The 19,600-nt window shown below is 48.9% G+C and carries 11 protein-coding genes; 6 read left to right on the plus strand and 5 right to left on the minus strand.

The genetic code is table 11. The features are described from left to right. The first annotated feature begins 56 nt into the window (after positions 1-56). Positions 57-878, plus strand: a complete 822-nt coding sequence (gene pdxK, locus NST85_RS09170) for a pyridoxine/pyridoxal/pyridoxamine kinase (RefSeq protein WP_211350103.1) — start codon at positions 57-59, stop codon at positions 876-878. Between the two features lie 78 nt (positions 879-956). Here the strand turns inward: pdxK and NST85_RS09175 are convergent, their stop codons facing one another. Further along, a complete protein-coding gene (locus NST85_RS09175) occupies positions 957-4,307 on the minus strand; it encodes an exosporium glycoprotein BclB-related protein (RefSeq protein ID WP_341189124.1) in 3,351 nt (1,116 codons plus the stop codon). A gap of 202 nt (positions 4,308-4,509) precedes the next feature. On the opposite strand from NST85_RS09175, the gene NST85_RS09180 reads away from it, so the two are divergent. After that, on the plus strand, positions 4,510-5,196 hold the full coding sequence (locus NST85_RS09180; protein WP_127192564.1) for an HAD family hydrolase: 687 nt from the start codon (positions 4,510-4,512) through the stop codon (positions 5,194-5,196). Positions 5,197-5,293: 97 nt separating this feature from the next. Here the strand turns inward: NST85_RS09180 and NST85_RS09185 are convergent, their stop codons facing one another. Together NST85_RS09185 and NST85_RS09190 are read right to left on the minus strand one after the other, a co-directional pair. After that, entirely contained in the window at positions 5,294-5,596 is a 303-nt protein-coding gene (locus tag NST85_RS09185) for a hypothetical protein (RefSeq protein WP_127192565.1), read from the minus strand. 337 nt (positions 5,597-5,933) lie between these two features. Continuing rightward, positions 5,934-11,789: a beta strand repeat-containing protein gene (locus NST85_RS09190; RefSeq protein WP_341189125.1), complete on the minus strand. Its 5,856-nt coding sequence runs from the start codon at positions 11,787-11,789 to the stop codon at positions 5,934-5,936. Between the two features lie 115 nt (positions 11,790-11,904). Here NST85_RS09190 and NST85_RS09195 point away from each other — a divergent pair, with 115 nt between their 5' ends. Further along, positions 11,905-14,043, plus strand: coding sequence for a glycosyltransferase (locus NST85_RS09195; protein WP_127192566.1), 2,139 nt, complete (start codon positions 11,905-11,907; stop codon positions 14,041-14,043). 94 nt (positions 14,044-14,137) lie between these two features. Here the strand turns inward: NST85_RS09195 and NST85_RS09200 are convergent, their stop codons facing one another. Continuing rightward, positions 14,138-14,659, minus strand: coding sequence for an acyltransferase (locus NST85_RS09200; protein WP_127192567.1), 522 nt, complete (start codon positions 14,657-14,659; stop codon positions 14,138-14,140). Positions 14,660-14,684: 25 nt separating this feature from the next. Continuing rightward, positions 14,685-16,172 carry a glycosyltransferase gene (locus NST85_RS09205; RefSeq protein ID WP_341189126.1) on the minus strand — a complete coding sequence of 496 codons (1,488 nt, stop codon included), beginning with the start codon at positions 16,170-16,172 and terminating at the stop codon, positions 14,685-14,687. A 190-nt stretch (positions 16,173-16,362) separates the two neighbouring features. Between NST85_RS09205 and rfbH the strand changes: the two genes are divergently transcribed. From rfbH to rfbG, 3 genes are read left to right on the plus strand one after another with little or no spacing between them, the layout of a single operon-like run. After that, positions 16,363-17,688: a lipopolysaccharide biosynthesis protein RfbH gene (rfbH, locus tag NST85_RS09210; RefSeq protein WP_127192569.1), complete on the plus strand. Its 1,326-nt coding sequence runs from the start codon at positions 16,363-16,365 to the stop codon at positions 17,686-17,688. Beyond that, positions 17,685-18,470, plus strand: a complete 786-nt coding sequence (rfbF, locus tag NST85_RS09215) for a glucose-1-phosphate cytidylyltransferase (RefSeq protein ID WP_127192570.1) — start codon at positions 17,685-17,687, stop codon at positions 18,468-18,470. The genes rfbH and rfbF overlap by 4 nt, the downstream gene beginning before the upstream one ends. After that, positions 18,470-19,552, plus strand: coding sequence for a CDP-glucose 4,6-dehydratase (gene rfbG / locus NST85_RS09220; RefSeq protein WP_211350110.1), 1,083 nt, complete (start codon positions 18,470-18,472; stop codon positions 19,550-19,552). The genes rfbF and rfbG overlap by 1 nt, the downstream gene beginning before the upstream one ends. Positions 19,553-19,600: the final 48 nt, after the last annotated feature.

Consider the following 19,600-nt stretch of genomic DNA (forward strand, 5'->3'; position numbering starts at 1 on the left):
ATAATAAGGCAAGTGTTTTTAGGAATTGAATTCAAAATATAAGGAGAATTATTTTGATGAGTGTACGAAAAACGTTAACCGTTGCGGGTAGTGATTCTAGTGGTGGAGCAGGTATTCAAGCTGATTTGAAAACCTTTCAGGAATATGGAACTTATGGATTCAGTGCCCTTACAACAATTGTAACTATGGATCCGGATAATGGTTGGCACCATAAGGTCTATCCTATGGATGCAACGCTTGTAGCTGAACAATTGAAGACGATTTTAGCTGGCGGTCCAGTGGACGCTATGAAAACTGGGATGTTAGGCAGCGTAGACATCATAAAAGTGGTGGAGTCAACGATTTTAGCTAATCAACAAAAAAATGTTGTCATTGACCCTGTTATGGTTTGTAAAGGGGAAGACGAAGTTTTGAATCCCGATAGTGCGGATGCGCTTCGTGATTTATTACTACCTCTTGCTACTGTAACGACACCTAATCTTTTTGAAGCGGGTGTATTATCAGGTCTAGGTAAGCTCTCTTCTATTGAAGACATGAAACAAGCTGCGAAGAAAATCCATGAACTAGGCGCAGCGAACGTAGTCATTAAAGGCGGAAAAGCCTTAGATGGAGAAAAGGCTATCGATCTGTTTTATGATGGTACTGAGTTTATTATTTATGAAACTACAAAAATTGAGCCAGCACATAACCATGGTGCAGGTTGTACCTTTGCTGCCGCTATAACTGGTGGTTTAGCGAATGGACTAAGCGTGCGCGAAGCTGTGGCTAAAGCCAAAGATTTTGTAACAGAAGCAATCCGTGCAGGATATCAATTTAATGAATATGTTGGACCTGTTTTCCATGGTGGGTACCGTTTGAACGGTGCTGACAAAGCTTAGGATTAGAAGGTTATACGATAATGACAAAGAAAAAACAAGCAGAATGTCCCATTGGGGCTCTGCTTGTTTTTTTACCGTTTAGCTGATGGTGATTCCACCACTTGCGTAGCCGACTACAGTAGCAACTAAAGAAGAAGATATCGAGAATGCCAATATGAGTCTAGTTTGTGCGGTTACAGGTATTGAAAGTCCGGTTGCAATAGCATTAACCGAAGTTCCAAGTGATAGGAGGGCTCCTGGAAGTGCAGGTAAGTTTAGTTTGCTCGCCGGAATTGCGGTGAACGTATTATTAGGTGTTGTGGAGCTATATAACTCGGCTGATACTATGCCTGGGCTTAGTAGGGTAACTGCTGCAGCGACACTGAAAAATGCAGCAATCGATGTGATCGTTCCGTCCCGTGGAACTGTAAATGCCATATTCAGGAGCACAGTTGCGCCGCCTGTCAAATCAATCGTTCCTCCAGCAAGTGAGACACCGGTGGCTGAGTTACCGAATCCCACGATACCTCCGGTACTTGCGACGTTTCCAACAAGGGAAACTACAGAGACAGGTAATCCAGATGCGAATGGAATAATTGCACCGGATCCTGTAACCCCGGTAACTCCAGTAACTCCAGTAACTCCAGTAGCTCCAGTGGCTCCAGTGGCTCCAGTAGCTCCAGTGGCTCCAGTAGCTCCAGTGTCACCCGTAGCGCCAGTAACACCCGTGGCACCAGTGTCACCCGTAGCGCCAGTAACACCCGTGGCACCAGTGTCACCCGTAGCGCCAGTAACACCCGTGGCACCAGTATCACCTATAGCACCAGTAACACCCGTGGTACCAGTGTCACCAGTAGCACCGGTCACACCCGTGACACCAGTAATACCCGTGGCACCAGTGTCACCAGTAGCTCCAGTGACGCCCGTAGGTCCAGTGTCACCCGTAGGTCCAGTGTCACCCGTAGGTCCAGTGTCACCCGTAGGTCCAGTGTCACCCGTGGCGCCGGTGTCGCCTGTAGCACCAGTGTCGCCAGTAGGTCCAGTATCACCAGTAGGCCCAGTGTCGCCTGTAGCACCAGTGTCGCCAGTAGGTCCAGTGTCGCCAGTAGCGCCAGTGTCACCCGTAGGTCCAGTGTCGCCAGTAGGTCCAGTGTCGCCAGTAGGTCCAGTGTCGCCCGTAGCACCAGTGTCGCCAGTGTCACCAGTAGCACCAGTAGCACCAGTGTCGCCAGTAGGTCCAGTGTCGCCAGTAGCACCAGTGTCGCCAGTAGGTCCAGTGTCGCCTGTAGCACCAGTGTCGCCAGTAGGTCCAGTATCACCAGTAGGTCCAGTATCACCAGTAGGTCCAGTATCACCAGTAGGTCCAGTGTCGCCAGTAGCCCCAGTGACACCAGTAATACCCGTGGCACCAGTGTCACCAGTAGCTCCAGTGACGCCCGTAGGTCCAGTGTCACCCGTAGGTCCAGTGTCACCCGTAGGTCCAGTGTCACCCGTGGCGCCGGTGTCGCCTGTAGCACCAGTGTCGCCCGTAGCGCCAGTATCACCAGTAGCACCAGTGTCGCCAGTAGGTCCAGAGTCGCCCGTAGCGCCAGTGTCGCCCGTAGCGCCAGTGTCGCCAGTAGGTCCAGCGTCGCCCGTAGCGCCAGTGTCGCCAGTAGGTCCAGCGTCGCCCGTAGCACCAGTGTCGCCCGTAGCGCCAGTGTCACCCGTAGCGCCAGTGTCGCCCGTAGCGCCAGTATCACCAGTAGCACCAGTGTCGCCCGTAGGTCCAGTGTCACCGGTAGGTCCAGTGTCACCGGTAGGTCCAGTGTCACCGGTAGGTCCAGTGTCACCAGTAGCACCAGTGTCGCCCGTAGGTCCAGTGTCACCGGTAGGTCCAGTGTCACCGGTAGGTCCAGTGTCACCGGTAGGTCCAGTGTCACCGGTAGGTCCAGTGTCACCGGTAGGTCCAGTGTCACCGGTAGGTCCAGTGTCACCGGTAGGTCCAGTGTCACCGGTAGGTCCAGTGTCACCGGTAGGTCCAGTGTCACCGGTAGGTCCAGTGTCACCGGTAGGTCCAGTGTCACCGGTAGGTCCAGTGTCACCCGTAGCACCAGTGTCGCCCGTAGGTCCAGTGTCGCCAGTAGGTCCAGTGTCGCCAGTAGCACCAGTGTCGCCGGTAGGTCCAGTGTCGCCAGTAGCACCAGTGACGCCAGTAGCACCAGTGTCGCCAGTAGCACCAGTGACGCCAGTAGCACCAGTGTCGCCAGTAGCACCAGTGTCGCCAGTGTCGCCAGTAGGTCCAGTGTCACCCGTAGCACCAGTATCACCAGTAACACCAGTGTCGCCCGTAGCGCCAGTGTCACCCGTAGGACCAGTGTCGCCCGTAGGACCAGTGTCGCCAGTCGCCCCAGTGTTACCCGTAGCTCCAATCAAACCATCGAGGAAATCGGAAGTGGTACCGGTTCCTCCATTAGCAAGGTAAACTTCATAAGCTGAGAGACCAGTCGCACCAGTAGATCCAGTTGCCCCAATATCACCAGTAGGTCCAGTGTCGCCCATAGCGCCAGTGTCACCAGTAGGTCCAGTTACCCCGGTATCACCAGTGTTGCCCGTAGCACCTTTCAAACCATTGAGGAAATCAGAAGTGGTACCAGTACCTCCGTTAGCAAGGTAAACTTCATAAGCTGAGAGACCAGTCGCGCCCGTAGCACCACTGGATCCAGTCGTCCCGGTGTTACCAGTCGCGCCCGTAGCGCCAATCAAACCATTGAGGAAATCAGAAGTAGTACCAGTGCCTCCATTGGCAAGGTAAACTTCATAAGCTGAGAGACCAGTCGCGCCCGTAGCACCACTGGATCCAGTCGCCCCGGTAGCGCCGTTCGCGCCAGTAGCCCCCGTAGGTCCAGTAGTCACTTCTGATTCAATTTGTACAATAGCAGAACCGGGGGTGACCACTATTGATAAAGTTTCAGATGTAAAGATGAGGTTATCTCCTTGATTCATAGGTGCTGATCCAGAATCACCTATAACATTAAATAAAAATTCCCCGGGTGCCAAAGTACCTGTTGGTCCAGTTGCTCCAGTGGGCCCAGTCGGCCCGGTCGGCCCGGTCGGCCCAGTTACTCCACCTGATGTTCCAGTGGGGCCCGTAGGTCCAGTCGGACCAGACAGCACTGTTGCGTTAAGTGCTGATTCCATTTTTGATTGAAGAAGGAACTGAGTTCTCGCTGTAGAGTCAAGGGTAGACCGTACACTCTCATTAACGGCCAACAGATCGTCAATCGTTGCTGGAGGACCAGTTAAGCCAGGAAGCGTTCCTAATACATATTGCAATTTTTCTCCTTCTGCATTAATCACATGACTTAAACCTAATTCCTCGAGAGCAACTGAAGATAGTATCAGATTGATGGCATCTTCTCTTGTAATTGTAATATCTGGTGTGATGTTAGGGATATTAGCTTGTGACATTGAACGGCTCCTTTCTTTGCATAAGACTGTGGTACAGGAATATCTTATTCCTAGAAAAGAGAGTTTGATTGTACGTTGGCTGGTACATATATATTTCTTGTTAATATATTTATAGATTTTGTATCCCATATACAGGGGTATACAAGCTATATTTTTTAGCATATTATGGGGCTATAAATACAGCTTTAGAAGGGATGCCGAGATGGAGAAAAGGAAACTAAAGAAACCTGAAGCTATCATTTTTGATATGGATGGCACATTATTTAAGACTGAAACGCTGCTTATTCCCGTCTATCATCGGGTTTTTGATCAGTTACGAGCAGAAGGTTTATATTCAGGGGAAACGCCACCAGAGGAGATCATTTTAAGCTGTCTGGGTATGTTGCTGGATCAAATCTGGAAAAAGGTACTTCCAAATCATGATGAAATCGTTCACCGCCGTGCGGACGAACTATTACTTCAACTTGAGCACGAGGGATTGAAAGAGTATGTTACGGAGTTATATCCGAAGGTAGAGGATACGCTAGCTCAATTAAGAGAGCGGGGGGTACGTTTATTTGTTGCTAGTAATGGGCTGGAGCTATATGTGAAAGATGTTGCCGAAACTCATGAAATAATATCTTTTTTTGAAGGTGTCTATAGCGCAGGAGAACATAAAACAAGTACTAAAGTTGACTTGGTCAAGTTGTTGCTAAATAACCATGGAGTGAACAACGCATGGATGGTCGGAGACCGCTCATCTGATGTGGAGGCAGGGAAGCAGAATGGTCAGAGCGTTATTGGTTGTGCATATGCGGGTTTCGGTGCGGATACGGAATTAGTCGGAGCTGATGCTTTGATCTCTTCATTTGATGAGTTGATTCAATTGTATGATGAGGCTATCTCTTAAAAAAATCACAACAAATAAAAAGCAGCAAGTTTCCAGATTATTGGTTACTTACTGCTTTTTATTTTGATAGTTATGTTAATTATGCATACTTCTAGAATTACTTCTTAATAGCTCGAACTACAGTATCTAATTTATCGACAAGAATAAACTCCTTCTTTGCAACGGTTCGCAGAGTATCTCGAACACTTGAATTTACCCTTAGGATATCGTCGAGTGTAGCTGAAGGAGGGGTGACGCCTGGCAAAGTACCTAATACATATTGAAGCTTTTCACCTTCGGCATTAATTATATGACTGAGTCCCAATTCCTCCATTGCGATAGATGCCAAGATTAGATTAATTGCATCATCTCTAGTTAAAGTAATGGTAGGAGTAATATTAGGAATATTGGCTTGTGACAATAAAATCCCTCCTTATCATGTGGATTACAGTAGTTTATGAGGGAAGTGGTAGGAAAGTGACAGAATCGAAGTACATATTTAGTACAAGGAGAGTATGCCTATTCCCTGGCCCGGTGGACAATAATTTATGATGGAAATAGCTTTTGAATCCTATCAAACTATTACCATTTAATTTGATGAAATGATAGTTTGAGAATAAAATCTTACATATGTTTGGCTATAAAAAACCTTAGCTAAACAGTGTAAGGTATATGATCGAATGTACTCGATCTACACTGTTTAAGCTAAGGTATAATTGCGCTTTAGGGCACAAAGTTATAAGAGAAAAATCTAGATTTTAGGTTAGTTCATACACTGACCATACGGTTCCGGCTGTTGATGGCCCTCCGAGCTGGAGACCAACAGTTAATCCATCCGAAACATAGAATAGGCCGATAACATCTCCTGCGTTTAATGATACGTCAGCGGTCAATGTGACCGTACCATTTCCCAGTATTGTTCTTAAAGTTAATATTAATGCAATACTAACATTTAAGACAGGAAATAGTCCTGATACCAGAACTGTTGGGAGTGCTGAAGTTCTTTGAATGGCAAATGAAGGATTTATTCCTCCTCCTAGAGCAACAGAGATTGCTGCAGTCGTTGAATAACTAATTACTGCTTTTAAAGAATATCTTCCAGTAACTGGGACCGTATAATTACCTGTTGTGGCGTTAAAACCAGTTCCGTTGTAATAAGGACTTGTAGTTGTCCAATTACCCAGCTGTGTAGATACGCTGGTAGAAAAGGCAGTTTGTTGAGCTGAAAATCCGTTTATTGCAAAGTTAGGTCCGGTAGGTCCAGTAATGCCCGCGGCTCCGGTGACGCCCGTGGCTCCCGTAGCCCCCGTAGCCCCCGTAGCCCCAGTGATGCCAGTAACTCCAATTTCACCTTTTGCGCCAGTGACACCCGTATGTCCAGTGATGCCCATAGGACCAGTGATGCCGGTGGCTCCAGTAATACCTGTTGCGCCAGTAGGTCCAGTAATACCGGTGGCTCCAATTTCGCCCTTCGAACCAGTGACACCCGTTTGTCCAGTGATGCCAGTAGGTCCAGTGATGCCCGTGGCACCAGTGATGCCAGTAGGTCCAGTGATGCCCGTGGCACCAGTGATGCCAGTAGGTCCAGTGATGCCTGTGGCACCAGTGATGCCAGTAGGTCCAGTGATGCCCGTGGCACCAGTGACGCCGGTAGGTCCAGTGATGCCCGTGGCACCAGTGATGCCAGTAGGTCCAGTGATACCCGTGGCACCAGTGATGCCAGTAGGTCCAGTGATGCCCGTGGCACCAGTGACGCCGGTAGGTCCAGTGATGCCTGTGGCACCAGTGTCGCCAGTAGGTCCAGTGATGCCCGTGGCACCAGTGACGCCGGTAGGTCCAGTGATGCCAGTAGGTCCAGTGATGCCAGTAGGTCCAGTGATGCCAGTAGGACCAGTGATGCCAGTAGCTCCAGTAGCTCCAGTAGCACCGGTGACGCCTATTGCACCAGTGACGCCCGTGGCTCCGGTATCGCCAGTAGGTCCGGTGTCGCCTGTTGCTCCGATGTCGCCCGTGGCTCCAGTGTCGCCCGTAGCACCGGTGACGCCAGTAGGTCCGGTGTCGCCAGTAGGTCCAGTGTCGCCCGTGGCACCAGTGTCGCCAGTAGGTCCAGTGACGCCAGTAGGTCCGGTGTCGCCCGTAGCGCCAGCGTCACCCGTAGCTCCGGTATCGCCAGTAGGTCCGGTGTTGCCTGTAGCTCCGGTGTCGCCAGTGGCGCCGATGTTGCCCGTAGCTCCGGTATCACCTGTAGGTCCAGTATCGCCCGTGGCACCAGTGTCGCCCGTGGCACCAGTGTCGCCCGTAGCTCCGGTATCACCCGTAGCACCAGTGACGCCAGTAGGTCCGGTGTTGCCTGTAGCTCCGGTATCACCTGTAGGTCCAGTATCACCTGTAGGTCCAGTATCGCCCGTGGCACCAGTGTCGCCAGTAGGTCCGGTGTCGCCAGTAGGTCCGGTGTTGCCTGTAGCTCCGGTGTTGCCTGCAGCTCCGGTGACGCCAGTAGGTCCGGTGTCGCCAGTAGGTCCAGTGACGCCAGTAGCTCCGGTATCACCCGTAGCACCAGTGACGCCAGTAGGTCCGGTGTCGCCAGTAGGTCCGGTGTTGCCAGTAGCTCCGGTGTTGCCAGTAGCTCCGGTGTCGCCAGTAGCTCCGGTGTCGCCCGTGGTGCCGATGTTGCCCGTAGCACCAGTGTCACCCGTAGGTCCGGTGTTGCCAGTCGCTCCAGTATTACCCGTAGCTCCGGTATCACCTGTAGGTCCAGTATCACCTGTAGGTCCAGTATCACCTGTAGGTCCAGTATCACCTGTAGGTCCAGTATCGCCCGTGGCACCAGTGTCGCCTGTAGCTCCGGTATCACCCGTAGCACCAGTGTCGCCCGTAGCTCCGGTGTCGCCAGTAGGTCCGGTTTCGCCAGTAGGTCCAGTGACGCCAGTAGGTCCAGTGACGCCAGTAGGTCCAGTGTCGCCCGTGGCACCAGTGTCGCCCGTAGCGCCAGTGTCGCCCGTAGCGCCAGTGTCGCCAGTAGGTCCGGTGTTGCCTGTAGCTCCGGTGTTGCCAGTAGCTCCGGTGTCGCCAGTGGCGCCGATGTTGCCCGTAGCGCCAGTGTCGCCAGTAGCTCCGGTGTCGCCAGTAGCTCCGGTGTCGCCAGTAGCTCCGGTGTCGCCTGTAGCTCCAGTGTCGCCAGTAGGTCCGGTGTCGCCAGTAGCTCCGATGTCGCCAGTAGCTCCGATGTCGCCCGTAGCACCAGTGTCACCCGTAGATCCGTTGTTGCCAGTCGCACCAGTATTACCCGTAGCTCCGGTATCACCTGCAGGTCCAGTATCGCCCGTGGCACCAGTGTCGCCAGTAGGTCCGGTATCACCCGTAGCACCAGTGACGCCAGTAGGTCCGGTTTCGCCAGTAGGTCCGGTGTTGCCAGTAGGTCCGGTGTTGCCTGTAGCTCCGGTGTCGCCAGTGTCGCCGATGTTGCCCGTAGCGCCAGTGTCGCCCGTAGCTCCGGTGACGCCAGTAGGTCCAGTGTCGCCCGTGGCACCAGTGTCGCCTGTAGCTCCAGTGACGCCAGTAGTGCCAGTGTCGCCCGTAGGTCCGGTGTTGCCAGTCGCACCAGTATTACCCATAACTCCGGTATCGCCAGTAGGTCCGGTGTTGCCAGTAGCTCCGGTGTCGCCAGTGGCGCCGATGTTGCCCGTAGCGCCAGTGTCGCCAGTAGCTCCGGTGTCGCCAGTAGCTCCGGTGTCGCCAGTAGCTCCGGTGTCGCCCGTAGCGCCAGTGTCGCCCGTAGCGCCAGTGTCGCCCGTGTCGCCCGTGTCGCCCGTGGCTCCAGTGTCTCCGGTAGCGCCAGTGTCGCCCGTAGCGCCAGTGTCGCCCGTAGCGCCAGTGTCGCCCGTAGCTCCGGTGTCACCAGTAGCTCCGGTTTCGCCCGTAGCGCCCGTAGCGCCAGTGTCGCCCGTAGCGCCAGTGTCGCCCGTAGCGCCAGTGTCGCCCGTAGCGCCAGTGTCTCCGGTAGATCCAGTGTCGCCCGTAGCTCCGGTGTCACCAGTAGCTCCGGTTTCGCCCGTGGCTCCAGTGTCTCCGGTAGATCCAGTGTCGCCCGTAGCGCCAGTGTCACCCGTAGGTCCGGTGACGCCTGTGGCTCCAGTGACGCCTGTGGCTCCAGTGACGCCTGTGGCTCCAGTGACGCCTGTGGCTCCAGTGTCGCCCGTAGCGCCAGTGTCACCCGTAGGTCCGGTGACGCCTGTGGCTCCAGTGACGCCTGTGGCTCCAGTGACGCCTGTGGCTCCAGTGACGCCTGTGGCTCCAGTGTCGCCCGTAGCGCCAGTGTCACCCGTAGGTCCGGTGACGCCTGTGGCTCCAGTGACGCCTGTGGCTCCAGTGACGCCTGTGGCTCCAGTGACGCCTGTGGCTCCAGTGACGCCTGTGGCTCCAGTGACGCCTGTGGCTCCAGTGACGCCTGTGGCTCCAGTGACGCCTGTGGCTCCAGTGACGCCTGTGGCTCCAGTGACGCCTGTGGCTCCAGTGACGCCTGTGGCTCCAGTGACGCCTGTGGTTCCAGTGTCACCAGTAGCTCCGATGTCGCCTGTAGCACCAGTGTCACCTTTCAAGCTGTTAATGAAGTCAGAAGTGGTCCCAGTACCTCCATTAGCCAGGTATACTTCGTAGGCAGAAAGCCCAGTCGCTCCAGTAGAACCGGTATGACCAGCATCGCCAGTAACCCCCGTGGCGCCTGTAATTCCAGTAGTCCCAGTGACTCCCATAACTCCTGTAGCCCCAGTGTCGCCCTTCAAACTCTCGATGAAATCGGAAGTAGAACCCGTACCTCCATTAGCAAGGTACACATCATAAGCCGAAAGCCCAGTCGCTCCAGTGGAACCGTTAAATCCAGCATCGCCAGTAACCCCCGTGGCACCTGTAGTTCCTGTAGCCCCGGTGTCGCCCTTCAAACTCTCGATGAAATCTGAAGTAGAGCCCGTACCTCCATTAGCAAGGTACACATCATAAGCCGAAAGCCCAGTCGCTCCAGTGGAACCGGTAAATCCAGCATCGCCAGTACCCCCCGTGGCGCCTGTAGCCCCAGTAGCACCCTTCAAACTCTCGATGAAATCGGAAGTAGTGCCTGTACCTCCATTGGCAAGGTACACATCATAAGCCGAAAGCCCAGTCGCTCCGGTGGAACCGGTAAGTCCAACTGCGCCAGTAACCCCTGTAGCCCCAGTATCGCCCTTCAAACTCTCGATGAAATCGGAAGTAGAACCAGTACCTCCATTAGCAAGGTACACATCATAAGCCGAAAGCCCAGTCGCTCCAGTAGAACCGGTAAGACCAGCATCGCCAGTAACCCCCGTGGCGCCTGTAATTCCAGTAGTCCCAGTGACTCCCATAACTCCTGTAGCCCCAGTATCGCCCTTCAAGCTCTCGATGAAATCTGAAGTAGTGCCTGTACCTCCATTAGCAAGGTATACCTCATAAGCCGAAAGTCCAGTGGCCCCAGTGGAACCGGTAAGTCCAGCAGCGCCAGTAACCCCCGTGGCGCCAGTAGTTCCAGTTCCAGTTGCCCCGGTGTCGCCCTTCAAGCTTTCGATGAAATCTGAGGTAGTGCCCGTTCCTCCATTAGCAATGTACACATCGTAAGCCGAAAGCCCAGTCGCTCCAGTAGAACCGGTAAGTCCAACAGCGCCAGTAACCCCTGTGGCGCCAGTAGTTCCAGTAGCGCCAGTGTCCCCCTTCAAGCTATCGATGAAGTCGGAAGTAGTACCTGTACCACCATCAGCAAGATACACATCATAGGCAGACAGTCCTGTCGCCCCCGTGGAACCTGTATCGCCAGGAACGCCAGATTCACCTGTAGCTCCAGTAGCCCCGGTAGAACCTGTAGCGCCTGGAGTGCCCGTGTCACCCGCGATCCCTGTAGCGCCGGTAACCCCATTTGCACCAGTACTACCTGTCGCCCCTGTGGCCCCAGTAGTCACATCAGATTCAATTCTTACGATAGCAGACCCAGGAGTAACCTCAATCGATAATGTATTAGATGTAAATATGAGATTATCTCCTTGACCCATTGGTGCTGAGCCAGAATCACCTATGACTTGGAATAAAAAATCTCCAGTAGCAAAAGAACCAGTTGGCCCAGTAGCGCCAGTTGGTCCTGTAGCACCTGTATCCCCATGAGTGCCAGATTCACCAGTGGCTCCAGTAGAACCCGTAATGCCAGTAGCGCCAGTAACACCGGTAGATCCTGTATTACCCGTATTGCCGGTAACACCAATTTCACCAGTGGTTCCTGGATTCCCCGTTACACCCGTAGGCCCAGTAGGTCCGATAGTTATTGGCGTTTTCAGCACGGAGTCCAACTTGTTCTGCAGGAGCCACTCAGTCTTAGTGATATCCCCAAGGGTGGCCCTAACGCTTTTATTAACTTCTAAAATTTCACTAATTGATGTATTGGGAGAGATTACACCAGGCAAAGTTCCAAGAGCATATTGGATTTTCTCACCCTCGGCATTGAGAATATGGCTCAGGCCCATCTCCTCAAGTGCTATGGACGAAAGGAGCAAATTAATGGAATCTTCCCTTGTCACCGAAATGGTTGGCGTAATATTTGGAATATTCGATTGTGACAACAGAAATCACGCCCTTTCAAACGTATTTCTCCAATCTATTAAAATACAAGCAGGTTTGACACGGACAAATAATCATTGTCATATATTATTCGGAAACTCAAAAGGAGGGATCTAAATGAATGACCATGAGGTATGTTTTATTACTTGTGTGAACGATCAAGAGCAATTTTCCAAAGTAGAGGAAAGAATCCGTGCTCTCCATGTGCCGGATGGGATGAAAGTAGAAATTGTGCAGATTCATAAAGCGACCAGTATTACTTCAGGCTACAATACCGCCATGCAACAGTCTGAAGCCAAATATAAAGTGTATCTTCATCAAGATTTATATATTATGAATGATAATTTCATAGTAGATATACTTAAGCTGTTTACCTCGACGCCAAACCTTGGCATGCTTGGTGTCATCGGTGCCAAAGAATTACCTATATCCGGGATATGGTGGGAGGCTAAATCCAAGTTTGGAAAAGTATTAGAGAGTCACACCGGTGTGATGAATCTCTTAAACTTTCAGGAACCGCTTGGAGCGTACGAGAGAGTGGAAGCACTGGATGGACTCCTGCTAGTTACGCAATACGATGTACCCTGGCGAGAAGATCTTTTTGAAGGGTGGCATTTCTATGATGCATCGCAGTGCTTCGAATTTATCAAGAAAGGATACGAAGTAGGTATACCTAAACAAGCTGTACCTTGGTGCACTCACGATTGCGGGCTAGTGAACATATCTAATGGTTTCGCCGAGAATCAGCAACTTTTCAGGCAAGAATATGGTCTTGGGGGTAACTTCAATGGTCATACTTTTCATAGGCTCGGTAAATTTTGCCGTATGGATCCCACTTGTGACTTTTACGCTACAGAGGGGGTTTCTATCGGAGATGGAGTCAAACTGCAGAAAGATTGCTGGGTTATGCTACCCTATAATAATTATGACGGTGAGCCTCGAATTCGTATTGGAGACGGATGTGATATTGGGAGAAGATGCAATATATCAGCAGTGAATTTTATCTCTATCGGACGTAATGTGATTACAGCGCCAAATGTTCACATCACAGATCATAATCATGAGTACCACAACATCGATATTCCCATCATGCATCAAGGGATTACCTCATGGAGTGATAGGGTTAGTATCGGAGATGGTAGTTGGATCGGAATCAATGCTGTCATCGTGGGAAATGTTTCGATCGGCAAAGGGTGTGTAATTGCGGCAAATTCAGTTGTGGTCTCGGGTACGCAAATTCCAGACTATTGTGTCGTGGCAGGTGCTCCGGCTCAAATTGTCAAACAATACAATAAGCAGACCGGAACTTGGGTGAAGAACATTAAGGAGCAGCATGAACAGAACGAGTTGACTAAGCAGTTGACTGAGACTCCGTTAATTAGTATCTGTATTCCTACGTATAATCGAGAGAAGGATTTGGAGTATTGCCTAGAGAGTATCTTTAATCAGATTGGTAATGATTCGTCGTTTGAGATTATTGTGTCAGATAATTGCTCGACAGATAGTACGCTGCTGGTTTTGGGCAAATACAATGCTAAGTATACTAACTTTAGATTCTCTCAGAATTCTGAAAATATCGGTGCTGATGCTAACATTCACCATGTTATGACGTTGGCTAGTGGTAAGTATGTCATGCCGCATGGAGATGATGACTTCTTTCTTCCAGGCACGCTGCGTTCACTATTCGATCTGGTCAAAGGAAATGAGGATTGTGGAGTTATCTTTCTCGATGTGCTGCATTCAACAGGTGTTGTAGAACGGGGTTTCGGAATGAACGATTACTTAAATAAGGTATCTATTTATAGTACATTTATATCCGGACTGATTTTACGAAGAGAAAGTTTAGTTAAAATTGATTCATCAACACGATTTATTAAACTTTACATCAATCAGGTTTACCTTCAATTCTCAATATTGGCAATGGACCCGAACTTTTGCGTGTACCATCAAAAATTGTTTGGCAGCAATGGTAATATGAGCGGAGGCTACAATTTTGCAGAGGTTTTTATAAAAAATTACCTAGAAGTTTTAAATTATTTCGGTGATAAAGGGCTTGATCCTTCAGCGATTGCGGCAGAAAAAAGCAAAATTGTATATACCTTCTTGTTCTGGTGGTATGGACATATGTTATCTAACAAATTAGAGCAACTTCAACCGGACAAATTTGAACCCATTTTTATTGAGGCTTATCAGAATGAGCCTTATTTCCCGGATATTTATAAACAGATGTTGGAAATAAAGTCGAGTTGTATGTAGCGTCAATTATTGTAGTTGCATATTGAAATAGAAATCGGCCTGTGATTCTGTACATTTCCTAGGGGGAAGTGCAGATCACAGGCCGAATACATTATTAAGATGAGACGATTCTAGCTGGAACACCTTCAGCGATACAATGGGCAGGAATATCATGTTCCACTAAGCTATTAGTGCGAATTATACTACCACGGCCAATACGAATATTTCCCGCGATCACAACACCCTGTTCAATAACGGCACCTTCCCCAATCCATACCTGACCTTCTACTCCAGTAAGTCCCTGAGTTAGAATGGGTTTTCCGATGTCTTTGTAGGCATGATCAGTGTCAGAGATACATACATACTTGCCTATTCTCACATTTCGTTCGAGTTCAATCTTATTAATGACGGAAATAATAAGACCCTCTTCACATCGACAGAGCTCTCCGATAATGATTTTGGGTGTATGACCTATACCCTTGGCAATAATATTTATCCAATATTTATGATCAATGAAAACACTGCTGCCAATGGATATTTCCTCGGGATGGTTATACTTACCGTCCGTAGCTAGAAATGTTCCAGCACCGAAGTGGTTGAATAAACAAGATTGCTCCGGCTCTAGCGAAACTGACATTTCTTCACTCCTCTCAATAGCTTTATTATTGCTGTCTTGGCGACCAAGGTCGAATGGAGTTAATTATAGATAGTCCTTCTTCGAAGTAGGATTCGTTCTGATAAAACTCTACATAAGTCTCTTCAAACGAAGTAAGATCTGATAACGTTGTGCCAGCAACAATCGCTCGAAAACCGGGTAGTACATAATTAAATAGGCTGAACTTTTTCTCACTATTGAAGGCATCTTCACTTAATCCTTTTCCAACATAATGCTCTAGAATGGTAAGGTAGCCCCTAATAATAGCCCCTCCGTAATTGTATACCTCTGAAGCCATGCCTGCGTAAGTGAACATCGAGCAGTTCATAATACAGAACCGAGGATTAAGCTCAAGAATTCCATATTGCAGATATAGCTGATTATAAGAGGAAGAAATAAATTTCTGGGGATCTGCGATTTGCTGGAGTTCCTCTCTCCGAAAGACAAGAGAAGTAATAAAGGTCGCATAGAATGACGTTGCAGCTAGGTAACTATTCATGCCCTCACCAATAACGATGGCGCCGTCTCCGCTTAGAACATTCACGAAAATAATGCCACAGTCCTGCTGCTGATATAAGACATGCAATAAAGGTTGGATCGTGTTATCCACGAAGAAATCGTCATCACCTTGAAGCTTGATAAACTTGCCGGATCCCAATTGCATCGCTGCAAGAATGTTGCGGTCACCACCGATGTTCTCGGTATTCCGGACGTATTTGAGATTCGGATACAGCTCACAATAACGTTTGGCTACTTTAGCAGTGGAGTCTGTAGAAGCGTTATCGGATACGATGACTTCAATAAGATCATTGTTAGGTACTTGAGAGAAAATGGAGTTTAGGCAGGCATCCAGACAATTAGCTCGATTGTAGGTAGGGATACAGATAGATAACAAGGGCTGTAGCTTTCTGGATGTGAGAATTTTATCTGCTTCCTCTTTGGTCGCAATATCTAACCATTGATTGGAAGTCGAGTCATACAACTGGACGATTGATGCAGGGCATCCTGCAACCACGCAGTAGTCAGGTACATTATCATAAACGATACTATTAGGTTTAACGACACTCCCCGTTCCGATCTTGACTTGTCCTAGGATTTTGGCATTAGTTCCGATCCAGGAGCCCTCACCAATGATGATTCCTTTCGAAGAAAAATGGACGGATTTCTCTTGAGCAGCTGCCACAGGTACATTGATCCAATCGCTGATAATGACGTTTGGAGCGATGAGAACATTCCGTTCCAATTGAACCAAATGCTTGGCCATTATCTGTAAGCCCATGTTGATATGACAGCCGTCACGAATAACAATAACCGGATTTTTCTCTTCATCTAGGTATGGAGAACCTGCGTACAAGGTGTAGGGAGCACTCATGTATATGCTATTATCAATGGCTATTCGTTCAGGAAAATGGAACTCTCCTCCGTTATGGATAGAGTTGTTGTTACCGAATCGATGGAGTTTTGCAATAAGATCCGGAGAAATGTGTGTGCTCATAGACTTCACTCTTTCTTCTTTCGTTTGTCAACCATGCAGAAGTTGGAATCAATTTATATCATTACGCAGTGTATGCAGATAAGCAGAGTAGGGTGTTCATTTCTATGATGTCTGTAGTGAACACGCAGTAACCATCATTTGAAACCCGCATAATATAGCAGTAGTTTGACAATAGGGGGTTTCTTAGCTGATGACAGTATTCGAAGCGGAAAAAAGGAAACAGATACAAGAACTGGCTGAACTTTTTTATGCGGAGAAATGGCCACTTAAAGCTTTTGCGCCCGGTGTTGATTACGTTCCGGTTAGTGGCAAGGTATTCGACAGTTCAGAGTTAATCCACTTATTGAATGCCTCTCTAGACTTCTGTTTGACTACAGATCGATATGCTCAACAATTTGAGAAGGAATTCGCTCAATTCATGGATAGACGTTGTTGCATACTAACAAATTCAGGATCGAGTGCAAACCTTTTGGCGATTTCTGCACTGACTTCCCCACAGTTAGGTGATCGGCGTTTGATGCCAGGGGATGAAGTCATTACAGTTGCCGCAGGATTTCCTACGACGGTGAATCCCATTATCCAGAATGGACTGATTCCGGTATTTGTGGATGTTGAGATACCTACCTATAATGTGGATCCAGCGATGGTGGAAGCTGCAGTTAGTGATAAGACAAAGGCTATCATTATCGCGCATACCCTAGGTAATCCATATCGTGTTGATGAGATTAAGCGTATCGCAGATAAATATAAGCTTTGGTTAATTGAGGATGCTTGTGATGCCGTAGGCAGTACCATGGGTGGGCAAATGGTAGGAACCTTCGGCGATTTGGCCACCGTCAGTTTCTATCCAGCGCATCACATCACGATGGGAGAAGGAGGTGCAGTTCTTACTTCCTCACCGAAACTCAAGAAAATAGTGGAGTCATTTCGAGATTGGGGCCGGGACTGCTGGTGTGGTCCAGGCAAAGACAATACATGTGGCAAACGCTTTGGGGTAAAACACGGGGATCTCCCACAAGGGTACGATCATAAATACACATATAGCCATATCGGATACAACCTAAAGGTAACCGATATGCAGGCAGCAATTGGAGTAGCTCAACTACAAAAGTTACCAGATTTTATTACTCGCAGGAAATCCAATTTTAAATATCTACATGAAGCACTTAAGCCATTGGATGATGTACTGATTTTACCGGAGGCTACGGAAGGTAGTGACCCAAGCTGGTTTGGGTTTCCGATTACTTTGCGGGATGAGGCTGCACTGACGCGAAATGAGTTAGTGCAGGCATTGGAAGAGAATATGATAGGTACACGGCTTTTATTTGCAGGTAACATACTTCGTCAGCCAGCCTACAAGGGAATTAACTGCCGGATTGTTGGATCATTGGACAATGCGGATCGAATCATGAATAACACTTTCTGGGTCGGGATTTATCCAGGGATTACCGAAGAAATGCTGAATTACACTGTGGATGTTCTTCACCATTTATTGAGAAGGGAGGGAACGGTGTGAAGGCTGTTATTCTGGCAGGAGGATACGGAACTCGGATCAGCGAGGAAACACAACTCAGACCCAAACCAATGATTGAGATTGGAGACCAGCCCATCTTATGGCATGTGATGAATGTATATGCCCAACATGGATATAGGGAATTTATTGTTTGTTTAGGATACAAGGGAAATGTGATTAAGGAATACTTCGCACATTATCACTTGTTTGGATCAGATGTTACGTTTGATTTTGGAAACTCCAAGAATGAAATTACGGTACACAACCATTATCACGATTCATGGAAAGTGACACTGGTGGATACAGGTAAAGAGACAATGACAGGGGGAAGAATCCGCCGTATTCGCAAGTATGTGGGGGATGAACCGTTCATGCTCACATATGGGGATGGACTTTCTGACATTAATATTGAAAAGCTAGTGGAATTCCATAAAGCACATGGGAAACTAGCAACAGTGACAGCAGTGCAGCCGATGGGCAGATTTGGAGTATTACAACTAACACCCAGAGGAGAGGTACAAGGATTCGAAGAGAAGCCGAATGGCGATGGAGGATGGGTGAGTGGTGGCTTCTTCATCCTACAACCTGAAGTTTTTGATCTGATTGATGCTGATATGACCTTATGGGAGAAGGAACCGATGTCTCGTTTGGCTGCCTCGGGTCAGCTTATGGCTTATCATCATAATGGATTTTGGCATCCGATGGATACACTCCGTGATCGGAATTACCTGGAGGATTTATGGAAATCAGGGAGGGCTCCGTGGAAGAAGAAAGGGGAGGAATGATGGTGTTCGCACCTGATTTCTGGAAAGGAAAAAAAGTGTTAGTCACAGGTCACACCGGATTTAAGGGGAGCTGGCTCTGTCTATGGCTTCAGTCTCTGGGAGCTGAGGTAACAGGGTATGCACTACCCCCAGTAGGTGATTCGAACTTATTTAGTTTATGTGGATTAGATACGAAAATGAATTCTGTCATAGGTGACATTCGTGACTACGTACTTTTAGAACGTACAGTCCGTGAGAATAATCCCGAAATCATTATTCACATGGCCGCACAACCATTGGTGAGGTACGGTTATGAGCATCCAGTTTTAACCTATGAAGTGAACGTTATTGGGACGATTAATGTGATGGAAGCCGTTAGATTGGCGGGTTCGAGTGTTCGTGCGCTACTAATCATCACTACAGACAAATGTTATGAGAATCGTGAGTGGGCATGGGGATATAGAGAGATTGACCGATTGGGTGGTCATGATCCGTATTCGAATAGCAAGGCCTGTGCCGAACTTGCTGTGGCGGCATATCGCAGTAGTTATTATCCCCCGGAGAGATACGATACTCATCAGCTCAGTTTGGCAACAGCTAGAGCTGGTAATGTGATCGGAGGAGGCGATTGGTCGCCAGATCGGATTGTTCCCGATATTATGCGAACTTTGCTCGCTAAGAAGCGACTTCGTATACGCAATCCAGAAGCCATACGTCCATGGCAGCATGTTCTTGAACCTCTACATGGGTATCTGCTACTAGCGCAGGCTATGGTAGAGCGTGGGGTTGATGTAGCTGGGGGGTGGAACTTTGGCCCAAGTGACGACAGTACCCGAAATGTGAAGTGGTTAGTGGAATCTATTATTGAAAAGTGGGGGCAAGAGGCGGATTTTGATAGTGATGAAGGCCCTCATCCTCATGAAGCTGCAATTCTGAGATTGGATAGCTCTAAGGCACAATCTCAATTAGGCTGGAAACCCAGATGGAACGTAAATCAAGCGTTGGAGCTGACTGTAGAGTGGTTTCGGGCTTATGAAGCGGGAGCAGTAATTGTTGATGAATGTAATAGGCAAATAAAGATGTACTCCGAAAGTGAAATATGAGTTGGAACATTTTGATAGATATGAGGTGATCTTATTCTTACCAGTATT

Source organism: Paenibacillus sp. FSL K6-2524 (assembly GCF_038005525.1).
GTDB lineage: Bacteria > Bacillota > Bacilli > Paenibacillales > Paenibacillaceae > Fontibacillus > Fontibacillus anaericanus.

Coding starts and splice junctions, on each gene's coding strand:
- pdxK (WP_211350103.1), top strand. CDS start 57: ATGAGTGTACGAAAAACGTTAACCGTTGCGGGTAGTGATTCTAGTGGT.
- NST85_RS09175 (WP_341189124.1), bottom strand. CDS start 4,307: ATGTCACAAGCTAATATCCCTAACATCACACCAGATATTACAATTACA.
- NST85_RS09180 (WP_127192564.1), top strand. CDS start 4,510: ATGGAGAAAAGGAAACTAAAGAAACCTGAAGCTATCATTTTTGATATG.
- NST85_RS09195 (WP_127192566.1), top strand. CDS start 11,905: ATGAATGACCATGAGGTATGTTTTATTACTTGTGTGAACGATCAAGAG.
- NST85_RS09200 (WP_127192567.1), bottom strand. CDS start 14,659: ATGTCAGTTTCGCTAGAGCCGGAGCAATCTTGTTTATTCAACCACTTC.
- NST85_RS09205 (WP_341189126.1), bottom strand. CDS start 16,172: ATGAGCACACACATTTCTCCGGATCTTATTGCAAAACTCCATCGATTC.
- rfbH (WP_127192569.1), top strand. CDS start 16,363: ATGACAGTATTCGAAGCGGAAAAAAGGAAACAGATACAAGAACTGGCT.
- rfbG (WP_211350110.1), top strand. CDS start 18,470: ATGGTGTTCGCACCTGATTTCTGGAAAGGAAAAAAAGTGTTAGTCACA.